At 42.5% G+C, this 16,159-nt stretch carries 13 protein-coding genes; 6 read left to right on the top strand and 7 right to left on the bottom strand.

The genetic code is table 11. The features are described from left to right. Positions 1–370 precede the first annotated feature (370 nt). Positions 371–2,035, top strand: coding sequence for a methyl-accepting chemotaxis protein (locus ACHUGF_RS12005; protein WP_394131582.1), 1,665 nt, complete (start codon positions 371–373; stop codon positions 2,033–2,035). A 66-nt stretch (positions 2,036–2,101) separates the two neighbouring features. Here ACHUGF_RS12005 and ACHUGF_RS12000 read toward each other — a convergent pair whose 3' ends face one another. After that, positions 2,102–3,106 (bottom strand): pentapeptide repeat-containing protein, encoded by a 1,005-nt coding sequence (locus ACHUGF_RS12000; protein WP_394131480.1) that lies wholly within the window; start codon positions 3,104–3,106, stop codon positions 2,102–2,104. Positions 3,107–3,300: 194 nt separating this feature from the next. Between ACHUGF_RS12000 and prfB the strand changes: the two genes are divergently transcribed. Next, a protein-coding gene (gene prfB, locus ACHUGF_RS11995; protein WP_394131479.1) for a peptide chain release factor 2 occupies positions 3,301–4,399 on the top strand; the annotation gives its coding sequence in 2 pieces (ribosomal slippage) (positions 3,301–3,375 and positions 3,377–4,399; 1,098 coding nt in all). 12 nt (positions 4,400–4,411) lie between these two features. After that, complete coding sequence (lysS, locus tag ACHUGF_RS11990) at positions 4,412–5,914, top strand: lysine--tRNA ligase (protein ID WP_394131477.1); 1,503 nt, start codon at positions 4,412–4,414, stop codon at positions 5,912–5,914. A gap of 106 nt (positions 5,915–6,020) precedes the next feature. Here the strand turns inward: lysS and ACHUGF_RS11985 are convergent, their stop codons facing one another. The 4 genes from ACHUGF_RS11985 to ACHUGF_RS11970 form a co-directional block, all read right to left on the bottom strand. Then, a complete protein-coding gene (locus ACHUGF_RS11985) occupies positions 6,021–6,593 on the bottom strand; it encodes a hypothetical protein (RefSeq protein WP_394131476.1) in 573 nt (190 codons plus the stop codon). A gap of 38 nt (positions 6,594–6,631) precedes the next feature. After that, complete coding sequence (locus ACHUGF_RS11980) at positions 6,632–7,039, bottom strand: tetratricopeptide repeat protein (RefSeq protein WP_394131474.1); 408 nt, start codon at positions 7,037–7,039, stop codon at positions 6,632–6,634. Between the two features lie 717 nt (positions 7,040–7,756). Further along, a protein-coding gene (locus ACHUGF_RS11975; RefSeq protein WP_394131472.1) for an IS3 family transposase occupies positions 7,757–8,898 on the bottom strand; the annotation gives its coding sequence in 2 pieces (ribosomal slippage) (positions 7,757–8,637 and positions 8,637–8,898; 1,143 coding nt in all). A 176-nt stretch (positions 8,899–9,074) separates the two neighbouring features. Beyond that, the gene (locus ACHUGF_RS11970) at positions 9,075–9,821 is read right to left on the bottom strand and encodes an MBL fold metallo-hydrolase (protein ID WP_394131470.1); all 747 of its coding nucleotides are present in this window, start codon (positions 9,819–9,821) and stop codon (positions 9,075–9,077) included. A gap of 481 nt (positions 9,822–10,302) precedes the next feature. On the opposite strand from ACHUGF_RS11970, the gene ACHUGF_RS11965 reads away from it, so the two are divergent. Further along, positions 10,303–11,523, top strand: coding sequence for a S1 family peptidase (locus tag ACHUGF_RS11965; RefSeq protein WP_394131469.1), 1,221 nt, complete (start codon positions 10,303–10,305; stop codon positions 11,521–11,523). Between the two features lie 12 nt (positions 11,524–11,535). Continuing rightward, entirely contained in the window at positions 11,536–12,081 is a 546-nt protein-coding gene (locus ACHUGF_RS11960) for a hypothetical protein (protein WP_394131467.1), read from the top strand. A gap of 87 nt (positions 12,082–12,168) precedes the next feature. Here ACHUGF_RS11960 and ACHUGF_RS11955 read toward each other — a convergent pair whose 3' ends face one another. Then, entirely contained in the window at positions 12,169–13,296 is a 1,128-nt protein-coding gene (locus tag ACHUGF_RS11955; RefSeq protein WP_394131465.1) for a PQQ-dependent sugar dehydrogenase, read from the bottom strand. 291 nt (positions 13,297–13,587) lie between these two features. On the opposite strand from ACHUGF_RS11955, the gene pyrC reads away from it, so the two are divergent. Next, positions 13,588–14,622 (top strand): dihydroorotase, encoded by a 1,035-nt coding sequence (pyrC, locus tag ACHUGF_RS11950; RefSeq protein ID WP_394131463.1) that lies wholly within the window; start codon positions 13,588–13,590, stop codon positions 14,620–14,622. Between the two features lie 64 nt (positions 14,623–14,686). On the opposite strand, the gene ACHUGF_RS11945 is transcribed toward pyrC, so the two are convergent. After that, positions 14,687–16,135 (bottom strand): OmpA family protein, encoded by a 1,449-nt coding sequence (locus ACHUGF_RS11945; RefSeq protein ID WP_394131461.1) that lies wholly within the window; start codon positions 16,133–16,135, stop codon positions 14,687–14,689. Between the last annotated feature and the right edge of the window lie 24 nt (positions 16,136–16,159).

The raw sequence follows: 16,159 nt of genomic DNA, 5'->3' as shown, positions 1-16,159 counted from the left end.
CTACATTAACTGGGGCATATGCCGCTGGGTTTTGTTGCATGGCTCACATCGTGCTTCATAAATGTGCACTTGCTAATATTCAAGGGGAGGCGTTTGTTGTGATGTCTCAAAAAATTATTTTGTTTGAGCTCTGTCTCGAATTGTTTGTTCGGAATTATCTGTACATGAAGCAAAGCGACTAATTGAGCAAAATATTTCTGAAAGTGGCTGTAATTATCAGAGTGATAAACATCAATATAGAGATGGAAATTGAGGCTTATTTGATCTAGCTCATGAGGTGTTAACCAAAAAGTTACATATGTATCGGTCAGGGGCTTATTTTGTAACTATAATTGATGCATAACAAGAATCGAGAGAGAGTTTTAATATGATGTCAAACTTGTCCCTGCGTAATAAGTTATTAGGCTTAGCGCTCATTCCACTCAGTTTCATTTTGGCTGTCATGCTGAGTATCTTTTACTTTACCGAAAGTAGTGCGCTGGAAGAGGACATTCAGCATTTTCGCTCTGAGTTGATTGCTGAACGCAACAATCAAATGAAAGAGCAGTTAGAAATTGCCACCGCAGTATATGAATACCAACACAGTTTGGGCGAAAACGGTGATTTCAAAGCTGCACTGCGTAAATTGCGCTTTGGGAGTGCCGGTTACTTTTATATTTATGATGATACCGGTTTGAGTATTTTTCATGGGGTTAACCAGTCACTCGAAGGGCAAAATAAAATTGATATGGCTGACCCTAATGGCACCAAAATTGTGGTCGGTTTATTAGATGCAGCCAAATCGGGCAAAGGTAACTTTACCTATTTCTACCGTAAACCTGGTACAAACGATTTAGTTGAAAAACTCGGTTATGCCGTGATGATCCCCAATTCTAACTGGATGCTGGGTACAGGTGCGTATATTGATGATATCGAATCGTCAATCAATGAATACCGTCAGTACAAACATGATGCAATGGCTGAAAAGGTGGCAATGTTTCTATTGCTAGCCGTCATATTGGCTATCGTGACTGGTATGCTAGTGGTATTTACCTCGCACAAAATGGTGCAACCTATACAGAATATGGCTGAGTCTTTACATGATATTGCCAAAGGTGAAGGTGATTTAACTAAACGTTTAACTGTGACCGGCAAAGATGAGATTGCCCAGTTGGGTTTAGCTTTCAACCAATTTGTCGATAAGCTGCACGGGCTTATCAGTGATGTGTCATCAGCTACGTTCAAAGTAAAAGGTGCGGCTGAAACCATTAATGGTCAAACGGTGGATATGTCTCACCAGCTCAATAATCACAACAGTGAAATTGACCAGATTGTCACCGCGATTACTGAAATGTCTGCAACGGCAAATGAAGTGGCACAAAATACTAATATGGTGGCAGATGCGACAGATGTCGCCAGTGGCAATGTCACCGAAGCACAGGCGTGTGTTGATACATCGCTGACTGAAATTTCACAGCTCATGCAGCAAATTGACAGTGCAGCTACCAACATTAAATTACTGAGTGAACAGTCGAAGAAAATTAACTCTGTATTGACAGTGATTGGCGGTATTGCCGAGCAAACCAATTTGCTTGCATTGAACGCCGCTATTGAGGCCGCCCGTGCGGGTGAACAAGGTCGAGGCTTTGCGGTAGTTGCTGATGAAGTCCGTTCATTGGCCTCTCGTACGCAAACCAGTACGGTTGAAATTAATGAAATGCTAGCTGAGCTGCATAAGTTAGTGGCCAACGCAGTTGATGAAATGGAGCAAAGTCAGCAAAGCTGTATTAGCTCAGTTGAATCATCAAAAGCGATTTCTGAGAGTCTGGGGGCGGTAACATCTTCTGTGACAAGTATTAATGATATGAGTACACAAATTGCCACAGCGGCAACCGAGCAAAACTCAGTGACAGAAGAAATTAACCGTAACATTAACTCGGTACAAGAAATTGTCTGTCATTTACTGCAAGCCAGTGAAGAGGCGTCGGGTGTCAGTCAGGAAGTGGCCAAAGATGGTGAAGAGCTCGGTAAGCTGGTATCCCAGTTTAAAATTTAACAGCCTATGCCGCTCTTTTAATAGATGAGCTTTTAATAAATGAGACTTTAATAAATGAACCGCTTCTTAGCGGTTCATTTTTTTGACAAATACCACCACGAACAACGCAATGGTAAAGCTGCCAGTAAAGGCTTCAATTGCCGCTATCGCCCGCGACACACCCACAGGGGTAAAATCGCCATAACCTAAAGTGGTAAAGGTGACCACTGAATAGTAAATACAGTTAAGAAACAGCATGACATTTTGGCTAAAGCTTTGGCTCAAACTGAATACATGTTCATTACCGTCGTAACTGAGTCCAGTAAAGAAGTAACATACCGCACAGACGAAAATCAGCGCCATTGAAAACCCAATTACCCGCAACGGTGCTTCGCCATAACCACAAAATAAGTCGATGGATTTAGAGATCATACGTTCCCACGACCAGCGGCGCATTTGATGACGGCGCATCACCAACTCTTTACGAATAAAATGCCCTGCCATAGCAAACAAGCCTTCACGGTCAGCAGTTTTACGTAAATTACGGTAGATTTCCTCAGATTGCTCATAGTAATCCAGCGCAATTTCCATTTCGCCTACCTTTTCAGCGTGCAGCGCCATACGCTCTTGTTTGAGCCGTTTGCCAGTATAGATATTCTCAATTCTGGCACCGTTGAGCTTAACCCCTAGTAAATTGGTATTGCCTAGATTGGCGCAATGAATGTTGGCTTCACGTAAATCGGCTTTCATCAAACTGGCATGCTCAAGATTGAGGTTGAACATATGTGCGCCTTGCAAGTTGGCGCGGTATAGCTCGGCGTGGCTCATATCAAAGCCAGTTTTGGAGTGATGCTTGACCAAATCGATACCCTCAAGGTCAGCATTTTTTAAACTGATACCACGTAACATGCCGCCGCTTCGGGCAAAGGCTTCTAGTTTGGCTTTGTCATCTGGTTTGTTTTTTACAACACGTGGGTCGTGCCAGTAGCATAAGCCAGAGGCGAGAGCGACTTCATGACATGAAAAGCCTTCATCTTCGTGATAGCAGCAAGTGGCTGGCTGAGTATTATCTGGGTGTTCTGATTCAGTCAAGGCGGTCTCTAACCTCGCATAGGGCAGTGATTTTTCTCGCTTTATCTGTATCAGTATAGCCAAGGGAAAGCAGAGTGCTTTGCTGGTTAAAAATATTGTGCAGAAAACCCCATCACGCCCTATGTTTACTGACAGTCATGGGGTAAAATGCGCGGTTAATTGTATTGTTTATCGCTAATTTAAGTTGAAAATTCATGTTTGAAGTTAATCCCGTAAAATTCAAAATCAAGGAACTTGCCGAGCGCACCGAACTTCTTCGGGGGTATCTTTGACTACGCTGCCAAAAGTGAGCGTTTAGAAGAAGTCACCCGCGAGTTAGAAAGTGCTGAAGTGTGGAACGACCCAAATAATGCGCAAGCATTAGGTAAAGAACGCGCTTCATTGGAAGCTGTTGTGAAAACCATTGATGATATGGACAACGGCCTTGAAGATATTGAAGGATTACTCGAGCTTGCCGTTGAAGAAGATGACGAAGATACTTTCAACGATGCCAGCAGTGAATTGGACGATTTAGAAAAACGTCTTGAGGAACTTGAGTTCCGTCGTATGTTCTCAGGCCCGAATGATGCAGCTGACTGTTACCTTGATATTCAGTCAGGCTCTGGCGGCACCGAAGCCCAAGATTGGGCTAATATGGTACTGCGAATGTACTTGCGTTGGGGGGAAGCACATGATTACAAGCCCGAACTCATTGAAGTGACAGACGGCGATGTTGCCGGCATTAAAGGCGCGACAGTGAAGTTTAGTGGTGAATATGCCTTTGGCTCTCTACGTACCGAAACCGGTGTTCACCGTTTAGTGCGTAAGTCGCCATTTGATTCATCAGGCAAGCGTCATACGTCATTTTGTTCGGTATTCGTTTACCCAGAAATTGACGACTCAATTGAGATTGATATCAATCCTGCTGATCTGCGTATCGACACCTACCGTGCGTCGGGTGCGGGTGGTCAGCACGTGAATAAAACCGAGTCAGCTATTCGTATTACTCACTTACCAACAAATACTGTGGTGCAGTGCCAAAACGATCGTTCGCAACATAAGAACCGTGACTCGGCAATGAAACAACTTAAAGCTAAGCTGTATGAACTCGAAATGCTGAAGCAAAATGCTGATAAGCAAGCGGCAGAGGATGCTAAGTCTGATATTGGCTGGGGTAGCCAAATCCGTTCATACGTATTAGATGACGCCCGCATTAAAGATTTGCGTACTGGCGTTGAAAACCGAAATACCCAAAGCGTCTTAGATGGCGACTTGGACAAGTTTATTGAAGCTAGCCTGAAATCTGGCCTTTAACGAGAGAAGAAGATGACTGAACAAACCCAAGACGAAAACAAGTTAATTGCAGAACGTCGCGCGAAATTAGATCACATCCGCGAAAACTGCCCAGCAAATGGTCACCCGAACAGCTTCGATCGAAAACACAAGGCTGCTGATATTCAAAAAGAATACGGCCACTACTCGAAAGAAGAGCTAGAAGGCATGAACATCCAGCGTTCAATCGCTGGCCGTGTGATGGCTAAGCGTGGTCCATTCTTGGTTATTCAAGACGTATCTGGCCGCATTCAAGCTTATGCCGCAAAAGACGTTCAAAAAGATTTAAAAGCGACGTATCAAGGTTTAGACATTGGTGACATCGTCGGCGTAACTGGTCAACTTCACCTTTCAGGTAAAGGCGATTTATACGTGAATATGGAAGAGTACCAATTGCTAACAAAAGCATTGCGTCCACTACCAGAAAAATTCCACGGTCTATCAGATCAAGAAACGCGCTACCGTCAGCGCTACGTTGATTTAATCGTTAACGAAGACTCACGTGAAGCCTTCATCATGCGCTCTAAAGTCGTTACTGCTATTCGTAACTTCATGGTGAAAAAAGAGTTCATGGAAGTTGAAACTCCAATGATGCACAGCATCCCAGGTGGCGCTTCAGCTCGTCCATTTATTACACATCACAATGCGTTAGACATCGAAATGTACTTACGTATTGCGCCAGAGCTTTACCTAAAACGTCTTGTTGTAGGTGGTTTTGAGCGTGTATTTGAAGTGAACCGTAACTTCCGTAACGAAGGTTTATCGCCACGTCATAACCCAGAATTCACTATGATGGAATTCTATATGGCGTACGCTGATTACAACGACCTAATGGACTTAACAGAAGAAATGCTAAGTTCAATCGCAACTGAGCTTTGTGGTTCACCACAACTGCCATACGGCGAGCACACCGTTGATTTTGGCGGCCCATATGCACGTATGAGCATGTTAGATGCGATTAAGCAGTACAACCCAGACAACGAAACCATTCAGTCGATGACTTATGAAGAAGTGAAAGACGTTGAGTTCATGCGTAACTTGGCTAAGAGCCTAGGCATGACAATCGAGAAGTTCTGGACTTGTGGTCAACTACTTGAAGAAATCTTTGGTGAAACCGCTGAGCCACAGTTAATGCAACCTACGTTCATTACCGGTTACCCAGCTGACATTTCGCCACTGGCACGTCGTAACGATGAAAACCACTTCATCACCGACCGCTTTGAGTTCTTCATCGGCGGCCGTGAAGTGGCTAATGGTTTCTCTGAGCTTAACGATGCACAAGATCAAGACAACCGCTTTAAAGCGCAAGTTGATGCAAAAGATGCAGGTGATGACGAAGCCATGTTTTACGATGCAGACTACATCACTGCACTAGAGCACGGTTTACCACCTACAGCAGGTCAAGGTATTGGTATCGATCGTTTAGTGATGTTATTCACTAACACCCACACGATACGTGACGTGATCTTGTTCCCAGCAATGCGACCACAAGGGTAATTGTTGATTAAGCCGTTGGCTTAATTTTGCTTTAGAGTAAGAAACCAAAAACCAGCCGAGAGGCTGGTTTTTTGTTGCATTTACAATAGTTAAGTTGTTTTTTTAATTAAATTTTTTGACAAGCATAATCTTTGAACTCAGTTACCATTGATTCAAATGATTCATATTTAGGGTTATGTGGGTGAACTCTTCCGGTGAATATATTCTTATCACTTTTGTATACCTTAAGTGACTCTTTAAAATACTTACAAGAATTGATGTAATCATTATCGCTGGCATATGAGTTTCCCATTACGAATAGGGCTTTTGATACTCCCCAATAATCACCTTCAAGTATGAAAGCATCTTTAGCTTTTTGTAAATGACTAATCGACTTTGATGCGGTTGGGTCGTATTCCCCTTGTGATATATAGAACTCTTTATGGTAGCGATAAGCGGAATTCTTATAAAAAAGACCTAAAAATATATGGGCTTCAGCAACGCCATAATTATCATTTTGGGCTTTAAAGCTACTTAATGCTTCAAGACCTAATTTTTCAGCAGCTAGTCCACGACCTTCAGTATTCTTTAATTGATACGCATAGCTTAATTTAGTATTTGGGTTTGATGTATAGGGAACACCTGCTGCAGAGCACCCTAAAAGCATAACGGCGATTATTGCTATGAGTAGTTTTTCCATTCTGAATACCTTTATTATAATTTTATGAGTTACAAAGTTTATTTTTCTTCATTTAACGATTCGATGAAATCTAAATATGGCTTTACTTGTTCAGACCAATTTGGGTTAGCCTTTTGAGTTTTTTGAAAATATTCAGTTGCTTTACTGTAATTTGATTTGTGGTAATAACAGAGTGCAATGTACCAATTTGCCTGTACATTGTTAGGGCGATGAGATAGAACTCTACGGCTGATTTTAAATAACTTTTCGTATTTTGCTTGTTCCAAAAAAGTGTCAGCGTCTCTAAAATCTGACAACTCATCAGACAATTTTACAGTAAAAAACATATATATAGAAAAGCCGAAAATAGAAATAAAGGCAGCCCAGAAAACGGCAGCAAGCCATGTAATACGAGAGGTTAAATTGTTGATCGATTCATTTAGTAGTGTGAAATCTGATACTTCCATGAAATTACTCGGTTCCTTGTTGAGTTAATTTTGATTTTACAACTTACAAATAGTTAATTTAATGTGTATTTTTTGTGCTTGCAATAAAAGTGGCTATTTAAACTTGTATTAATTCAAATTGATACAGATTGATGCAGCCTATGATTTTTCAAGTCGTGGCGCTTCGCCCACACCAGAGCCAAGGGGGAAAGCGCTTGTCCCCCTTAACAATCCCGCAGCGCTCCATTGAAGTGTTAATCCCTCAGCAATTTAAGAAAGTTTACTAACGCCTCATAATCGCCATCCATGGCTCATCTGAGGCTATCTCGACATCCATGTCGAGCTCACGCAAACTTTCTTATTGTTTCAGGACACTTCAAACGGAGAATAGGTAGCCTGCAGACGCATTAGCTCTGTTCAGATATTTATTTGAATGTTCTCATTGAATTGAGGCCGCAGAGAAAATGACGTGAGGCTGACATGGATGTCAGTCTAGCTTTCGGGGCCATGGTCACTCTGTGGCATCCATGCAATCGTGACATCAGTATATCCTTATACAAGCGATGGCCCGTCGGAAGCGTTAGCATTTTCATTCTTAACAATAAAGAGCTGGCCGAAGCAGTCTGCAAATGAAGTAAAAAAGCTGGATCATTCCCATATGGAAATCTTTCGTTTTCCAGAAAATTTCGCGATGGTGATGTGGTCAACTAAAACTGTACACCAACAGGGGGGGCGTATTTACGCGGCCATCTCGGCTGCTGTTGGTGTCATGTAGTTATTATAACTATGACCCCGTTTTGTATTGTAGTGTTTCAAGATATAGTTGATGCAGTCAAACTCAGCTTCCTTAAAACTGTTATAGCCATATTTAGGCATCCACTCTGTTTTAAAGCTTCTAAAAAATCGCTCTATCACCGCGTTATCCCAGCAATTCCCTCTTCGGCTCATGCTTTGAGTGATTTGATATTTCCACAACATTTGTCGATATTGCAGGCTGCTGTAATGACATCCTTGGTCTGAGTGAAATATCAGATTTTTAGGACGTCCTCGCTGTTCAAATGCCATTCTTAAAGCTGCACAAGTTAAATCAGTATTTGGACTATCTGAGCACGCCCAGCCGACTATCTTTCTGGCGTATAAATCCATTACAACAGCTAGATAGAGCCACTTTGTCCCTGACCAAACGTAAGTTACATCGCCACACCAAACCTGGTTTATGGCTTCAACGTTAAACTGTCGCTTTAATAAATTAGGTGCAATTTTAGATCCGTCATTTGCAACCTTATAACGATGTTTTCTGGGCTGGCTACTGCTAAGCCCTGCATCTCTCATTAAACTTGCGGCCTTATAACGACCAACATTTTCACCCAGTTGATTAAGTTGACCAGCTATCGTTCTAGCTCCTGCAGAACCGCGACTATCACTATGTATATCAATCGCTTTTTTGAGCAATAACTCACGCTCTGGTTTTATTAATTCACGGTGTTTTAGGTGGTAATGATAGCTGCTTCTCGGAACTTCAAATAAGTCACAAAGTGGTTTAACACTGTTTTGCTCTCTCGATAACGATTCAATTAATGCTATCGTTTGATGCTGTCTTGCATTAAGAGAGCGGTAGCCTTTTTTAGGATGTCTTTCTCCCATTCAATTTTCTTAATTTGAGCTTCAAGCTCTTGAATGCGCTTTTGCTCTGGAGTCATAGCATTAGCTGTTGGAGTAATTCCTTCAAATTCTTGCTTTAGTTGGATAACCCAACGCCTCATCGCTGTTGGGCCTACACCGGTAGCCTGACAGGCTTCACGAATGGTATAGCCTTGATTAATGACAAGGTTAGCTGCATCAATCTTAAATTCTGTTGAGTAAGTTGGTTGAGTCTTCATTACTTTTACACCGTTCCATATTAAGGAGAGTTTACCTCATATCGGTGTACAGGTTTATTAAGCCACAATATGGGCGGCAGGGAGATCCAAGAGGGGATTGCTGTTGTTCCCCTCTTGGTCGGGTGTGGGCGAAGCGCCACGATGTTAATCCAAACGGAGTTTGCAAACCTACTCCCTCAAGACTTAAACAATTTCGCTAATTTAGCCTTACTTGCCCGCCAGTGGGTCGCGGGTGTTTTAGGCGCCAAGCTAACAAGATGTAGGTAATCATCATGAGTGATTATGACTTCACCACCATGAGCCAAGATCACCTTCTTGGGACGCAGTTGCTCTATCTTACTGAGAGAGTTTTTATATCTGTTTGGGTAAAACACTGGAAAGGGCGGAATAAACTTATTCTTTACTTTGACGGCTAAATCGGCCACATACACGGTTTTTGATGGTTGGTAGAATAATGAAATATCCCTGTCTGTATGCCCTTGGGTTGAGATCACCTGCCATTGTTCAAAGTCGGGGATGATATCACCATCATTGAGCAGATGGTCAGCTTGTAAACGTGGCCAATACCAAATGTTTTTTCTCGGTTTTTTTAAGCGACTCGCGACCCACTTAGTAAGTAAAATATCAGTGACATACATCAACATGCCATCAATGCCACTGTACCAATGACCTTGTGCAGCACCCGTAATAATTTTGCAGCCATAGCGCTTTTTCAAAATATTAGCCGCGCCAGCATGATCCGGGTGCATGTGCGTTACGACAACTGCTTTGAGTTGCGATATTGGGCGTTGCAATTCATTAGTAATGAAGTGATAGATGTTATCCACATCGGCTTTACAGCAGCCATCTAGCAATAAAATCTTATCGTCATACACGGCAAAGTAGATAGACTGGATATAACCAGTCATGTGTAGTAATTGCATTAATTAGCTATTTTTGTTGATTATTTTCAGCATTGTAACAAGTTGTGGTTAATATTTGTACTCAGTTAAATACCGCCAACAGACCTACCCATCGTGATGTTAACTGGGTATTTTGGCAGCTGTTTCCTAGACTGTATTACTCTTTTTCTGGGCGGAATACGCTCAGTTGCCTGTTCGGCTATCAATGCAAGTAACTTTAATCAAATACACAGGGCTGCTTGTTCACACTCGTCGCTATTTTAACCTAGTAAGAAAGTTCTAGTTAATTTTATATTTCTGTAACAAATGTGTTTGATGTTAGGTGCTTAGATGATAGATTGATTCGGACGTTTTATAGGCGATTACGGTCATGAGTGCGGTAATTAGCATTCACTTTTAGGTTTTTAGCAGACATTAGCACGCTAAATGCGCAGTAATCTTCTAATAAGCGTTGTGATAAGAAAGAGCTTAGACTCTTACCACAAAATGTTAAGGGAACAACATGAAACTACCAGCCATATTGGTTGCGCTATCACTTTGTTTAGCGGTAACCGGTTGTCAAAGTACAAAAATTAAAGCGAACAAACTCCCAAGAGGCGTTGCCGTCAGCAAGTCAGTCGAACTACCTAATACGACTCAAGTGGCTTACTACTTACCCAATGCTGCAACAGAGCACAGATTCTATTTAGAGCAGTGGAATATCTGGGTCGACCCTGGCAAAGGTGTAAAAGACGGGGTGCACAATGCCATGCAGGCCTACTTCCCTGATGCGAAGCCATTAGATTTGACCAGTGATGCAACGGTGGGGCTGCTGATTGATATCGACCCTAAATGGTCGTTCAATCGTGGCGAAGCTGAAATGACCATCACTTACCGTGTGTTTGATGCTAATCAGCAAGAAATCCGTAAAGGCGAGAAAAAGTACGATACTAATTTAGGCAATATCTCTGATGGCACAGCGTTTTATAACGCCAGTTTGCGTGCCACTCAGTTAATGCTGGTGGATATCTTAAATAAGCTAAAGCCAACGGCTGAAAAATATGCCGCCAACTTAATGATGGACACAGTCGATGCTCGTCAGCTAGCCAATCTTGAAAAGCCGGTGAGCAGTGGAACAGGCTTTTATATCAATGCAAATGGTCAACTATTAACGGCTGCACATGTGCTGAACAATTGTTTGGTTACCAAAGCTGGCAGTGGTGATGACAGCATAGATGTGACCTTAGCGGCCAAGTCGACACTTTTGGACTTAGCTGTGATTGATACGAAGCAGAAAACCGATAAATTCTTACCCTTTAGAAAAGACGTGAATCTATTTTTAGGCGAGTCGGTAACTAATGTGGGTTACCCATTACAAGGACTATTAGCGGCATCACCTAACTTAACCCGCGGTAATATTAGTTCGCGCAGTGCGTTAAAAGGGTCTGTAGGGCAGTTCCAGTTCTCGGCGCCAATTCAACCGGGGTCAAGCGGTGGCCCTGTTGTATCTGATGGTGGTGAGCTATTAGGTGTGACGGTGAGTACGTTAAATTCTGCCAAGTTGATCGAGTCTGGGGTATTACCGCAAAACGTGAACTTTGCGTTAGAAGCAAAATACGCGGCTAAGTTTTTAACTAAGCATCAAATCCCTTTTGAGTCAGTAGAGCCAAATATGGATGGCAATATTTCCATTGCCAATGACGCGGCATTAGGCTCAGTTGTGCAACTAAACTGCTATCAATAGTAAGGGATGACGATGAAAAAATTATTACTCGGTTCAGTACTGGCAGCATTGATGGTGCCAGCAGTACACGCAGAAACGGCAACGACAAGCTCCTTTGTTTTACCACCACTTCACTATATTAGTTTTGTTGATTCAGACAGCTTTTACGATAAGTTGAAAGGCAGTGCGGTATTGTCAAAATTAGATAAGGAAAACTATGGCACACCGATTAGATTAGTGGTGACTTATCGAATGGAAAATACCGCAGGCGGTAGCGCTGCAGGCTTCACATCTGCCATTTTGGCTGGTGGTTCATTGGGGATCTTGCCTGTAGTTACCAACAACGACTTTGTATTGAGTTATGAGTTAAGAGTACAAGATCAGGTGATTACTTCACGTGAATACCGTGAAAACTTCACCGAAGCCACCAACATGTATTCTAATAAAGGTTTGTATAACCTTGATGGTGAGGCTCTCGAGTGGGCTATTTCGACGACTGATCAATTTGTGAATGACATTGCTGATGACGCTGAATTAGCCGAGTTAGTAGAAGAGTATGATTACTATTTTGCAGAATAAGTCACTGATATTCAGTGACACTTAAGTTTGAATAGCAAGCAATAAAAGCCACCTTTATCGGTGGCTTTTATTTATTTGCGTGATGGTTTATTTGGCTTGATAACTAATACGATAAACCTCATCAGCGGCATCATCTGATACTAATAACGAGCCATCTTCTAGCGTTAACACTGCTACTGGTCTACCCCAACTTTCTTCGCCTTGTAGCCAGCCAGTGGCAAAAGGCAGATATCCAGCCACTTCGCTGCCGTTTAGCACCACTTGCATGACGCGGTAACCGACTTTACTGCTACGATTCCAAGAACCATGTTGGGCGATAAAAATATTGCCACGATAGGCTTCAGGGAATTGTTCTCCTAAATAAAACTCCATGCCCAGCGCCGCTACATGCGCGCCTAAGTTGAGCGCGGGTGGTGTGTTTAGTTTGGCTTTTTCGGCATCATAAAACTCAGGATCTTTAATATCGGCATTATGCACATAAGGGAAGCCAAAATGCTGCCCTTCCTGAGTCACTCTATTGAGCTCGTCATCGGGTAAATCATCGCCCATCATGTCGCGGCCATTATCAGTAAACCATAGCTCACCAGTTTCAGGGTGAAAGTCAAAACCGACACTATTGCGCACCCCTTGAGCAACAGTCGTAACCTCTTTGGTATCGACATTTAGCTTCATGATGGAAGAGAAAGGCAGTGGGTCGTCGCACACATTACAGGGTGCACCAACGGGAATATACAGTAAACCGTCAGGGCCAAATTTTATATTTTTCCAGCCATGGTGGCGTTCGCTAGGCAGCTTGTTGTACACCAATTCTGGCTGTGGCACCTTGGGTAAACTGTTTTCAATATCGCGATAACGCCAAATTTTATCGACTTCAGCTACGTATAAACTGCCTTGGTGGTAGGCCAACCCCGATGGCATATTTAGCCCTTGGGCAAGTAATATTTGCTTATCTGCTTTGAAATCCTTGTTGCTATCAATGAGCGCATAAACATTCCCCGCGCGGCGACTGCCCACAAACACTGTGCCTTTATTGCCGAGGGCCATTTGTCGGGCATTTTCGACGTTTTCTGCATAGGTATCAATTTGAAATCCCGCCGGTAGTTTGATCTGCTCCAGTGGCAGTTCGCTAGCAGTCGCTTGATAGCTCATGCTTAAGCTAAGCACTGTAGCCGCACATGTGGTGAGGTAAGTCAGCGGGTTAACTGATTTGTTCATAATAACGTCCTTGAAACGAGAAACGGTTGGTTAACGAGTTAAACATCTTTAACTCACGGTGCGCAAATACTGCTATGTGGTAGTTATTATGTGCAGACTATCATCACTTGCCTATGACTTTTAATGCTTAAGTCGCTAAAAAGTGTATCGATTTATGGCAATGGTAAGGATTAGTCTTTGGATACTTTTTGCTAGAGCAAAGTCAGCGTTTAACTATCGCATCTATTAAGATGAGGGCTTTTCAGGCACAATAGCGCGCAATTTATTGGTACAACTAAAAAAGGGCTCATAATGACACAATTGACCATTACTACACCGGATGATTGGCACTTACATTTTCGCGATGGCGACATGCTAGGTGAAACTGTACCTGCTACGGCGCGTTTGTTCCAACGTGCGATTGTGATGCCAAACCTTGTACCGCCTGTCACTGATGCAAAAATGGCAAGTGATTACCGTGAGCGAATTCTTGCCGCTCGACCTCAAGGTAGCCAATTTGAACCATTAATGACGCTATTTTTAACAAACAATACCACTGCTCAAGATATTATTGATGCCAAAGCCGCAGGTGTTGTGGCGGCTAAGTTGTACCCTGCTGGTGCGACAACTAACTCTGATGCGGCCGTAAAAGCATTAGATGCATTATTCCCTATTTTTGAAGTGATGGCCGAACAAGGCATGTTACTGCTGATCCACGGTGAAGTGACCGAATCGCATATTGATATTTTCGATCGTGAGAAGGTATTTATCGATCGTTACATGGTGCGCATTGTGAAAGCCATGCCAAACTTGAAAGTGGTGTTTGAGCATATCACCACTAAAGATGCGGCTGAATTTGTCGCCGATGCTGCTGACAATATTGCCGCTACAATCACCCCGCAGCATTTACTGCTAAACCGTAACGACTTACTCGTTGGTGGTGTGCGCCCGCATAACTTCTGCTTGCCAGTACTGAAGCGCAATATTCACCAAGAAGCACTGCAAAAAGCCGTTGCAACAGGTTCGAGTAAGTTCTTCTTAGGTACTGATTCTGCGCCACATGAGAAGCACCGTAAGGAATCAGCCTGTGGCTGTGCTGGTTGCTACAGTGCATGGTCAGCATTAGAGCTTTATGCTCAAGTATTTGATGACTTAGGTGTGCTAGATAAGCTTGAAGGTTTTGCAAGTCATCACGGTGCAGATTTTTATGGTCTGCCTCGCAATACAGGTACAGTGACCTTGGTAAAAGAAGATTGGACTGTGCCGGAGCAAATTATTTTGCCAAACGGTAATCCAATTGTGCCTTTCTTTGCCGGTGAAACCGTCAAGTGGAAAGTCAAAGCCTAAACCCTAACGGTTAAGTATAAAAAAGCCAGCGAAAGCTGGCTTTTTTATGCGTGAAACTTGTGCTTTATTTTTGACCAGAGCGAAGTACCAGTTCAACACGGCGGTTTTGTTTCTTCCCTGCATCATTCATATTACTGGCAACGGGAGCATGTTCACCTAGGCCAATCGCCTCAATTTGAGATTGTGTGATTTGATACTTTTCGACAAGTAATGTGCTTACCGTTTTGGCTCGTTTTTCAGACAAGGTTTTGTTGTAGTGCTGTTGCCCTTGATCGTCAGTATGGCCAACGACATAAAATCGCTGTTTAGGGTGCTTTTTAAGGTATTGGGCGACAACCTCAACCACAGGTATGGCTTCTGGTAGTAGCTTGTCACTATCAAATTCAAATAATAAACCATCTAAGGCCACATGGCCTGTTTGGGCTATTTTGTCAGTTAAGCCATCCAGATCAATGGCCATTTGCTGATCATTTAAAGTGGTTTCTTCAATGATCCTAATCTCACTGTACAGGCCGTTGATATAACCAATGATATAGGTCATCGCATGTACATTTCCAGAAGGCTTTTGCAGTCGGTATAAACGATAGTGCTGATTTTTTTGGCTGCCTATGTGTGCTAAAGCATTAAACTTTTGCTGAAATCGACTTTCACTACCACATTCATTACCTATACATCTATAAAGTTGCTCAAAGCCTAATTTTGTCAGCGCAGCTTTGTAGTTTGCATCCACTTCATACTCTGAATATGTCCGCGGTAACTTATAGCTAATATCGGTTATTTTGCCTTCGAGTGATTGAGTTAAAAAGTGTTTATTTTGCTTACCAGTGACAACTTGCGTCTGTCCGAATTGAAACTGCTCATACTCATCAATATAAGCACCGGGCATACGAGACAACATGGGATGATCTTGACTTCCTTTTTCATCTTTATCGCTACGATCTTTTACTTCAATGCCGGTAATTTCAGAAGTTAAGTAATCATTATCTAATTTAATTAGATCAAGTGGTTCATCTACTTGCTCAATCGTATCGATGGTCACGATAGTTTCTCTTTTCCATGTCGCAACATACACCGAAGTATAGAGGGATTTTTTATCCAGCTTTATATGGGCTGTAACAACAGCAGGAGACTTTGAAGCTACATTACTTGGGGGACTGATAAATTTATTGAGTGTTGATTCTTTTCCACAGGCTTTGTCTATACAAGTAAAAATGATTTCACCATTTAATTGTTGTATATGCTGAATATAATTATTAAGCATGTTTTGCGGAGTATTTTCCGGCCCCATTTCGTAGCTTATTCGAGTAAGTTTGCCTTTGACTTCTCTGGACTCAATTTTTGGGGCAGTGGCAGAAATTAGGCTGTATGGTGAATAATTTCTAACTAATGATTGTGTGTCATGAACGTTTGCCGGCGCATCAAAAAGGGGAGCCTCTAACTCTTTGGCAAAGGTAGAAGCACTTAATAAACTGATGCTAGCACAGGCTAATGCGAGTATGCGTGAGAGTATCATAGATAAATCCGTTTAAAAGCACGC

Source organism: Shewanella maritima (assembly GCF_043643735.1).
Taxonomy (GTDB): domain Bacteria; phylum Pseudomonadota; class Gammaproteobacteria; order Enterobacterales; family Shewanellaceae; genus Shewanella; species Shewanella maritima_A.
Note: the sequence above shows the minus strand (reverse complement) of the source record. Positions and strands in the feature narration are given on the sequence as shown.

Excerpts from the sequence above, each read along its gene's own strand:
- ACHUGF_RS12005 (WP_394131582.1), top strand. The coding sequence starts at position 371 with ATGTCAAACTTGTCCCTGCGTAATAAGTTATTAGGCTTAGCGCTCATT.
- lysS (WP_394131477.1), top strand. The coding sequence starts at position 4,412 with ATGACTGAACAAACCCAAGACGAAAACAAGTTAATTGCAGAACGTCGC.
- ACHUGF_RS11985 (WP_394131476.1), bottom strand. The coding sequence starts at position 6,593 with ATGGAAAAACTACTCATAGCAATAATCGCCGTTATGCTTTTAGGGTGC.
- ACHUGF_RS11980 (WP_394131474.1), bottom strand. The coding sequence starts at position 7,039 with ATGGAAGTATCAGATTTCACACTACTAAATGAATCGATCAACAATTTA.
- ACHUGF_RS11970 (WP_394131470.1), bottom strand. The coding sequence starts at position 9,821 with ATGCAATTACTACACATGACTGGTTATATCCAGTCTATCTACTTTGCC.
- ACHUGF_RS11965 (WP_394131469.1), top strand. The coding sequence starts at position 10,303 with ATGAAACTACCAGCCATATTGGTTGCGCTATCACTTTGTTTAGCGGTA.
- ACHUGF_RS11960 (WP_394131467.1), top strand. The coding sequence starts at position 11,536 with ATGAAAAAATTATTACTCGGTTCAGTACTGGCAGCATTGATGGTGCCA.
- ACHUGF_RS11955 (WP_394131465.1), bottom strand. The coding sequence starts at position 13,296 with ATGAACAAATCAGTTAACCCGCTGACTTACCTCACCACATGTGCGGCT.
- pyrC (WP_394131463.1), top strand. The coding sequence starts at position 13,588 with ATGACACAATTGACCATTACTACACCGGATGATTGGCACTTACATTTT.
- ACHUGF_RS11945 (WP_394131461.1), bottom strand. The coding sequence starts at position 16,135 with ATGATACTCTCACGCATACTCGCATTAGCCTGTGCTAGCATCAGTTTA.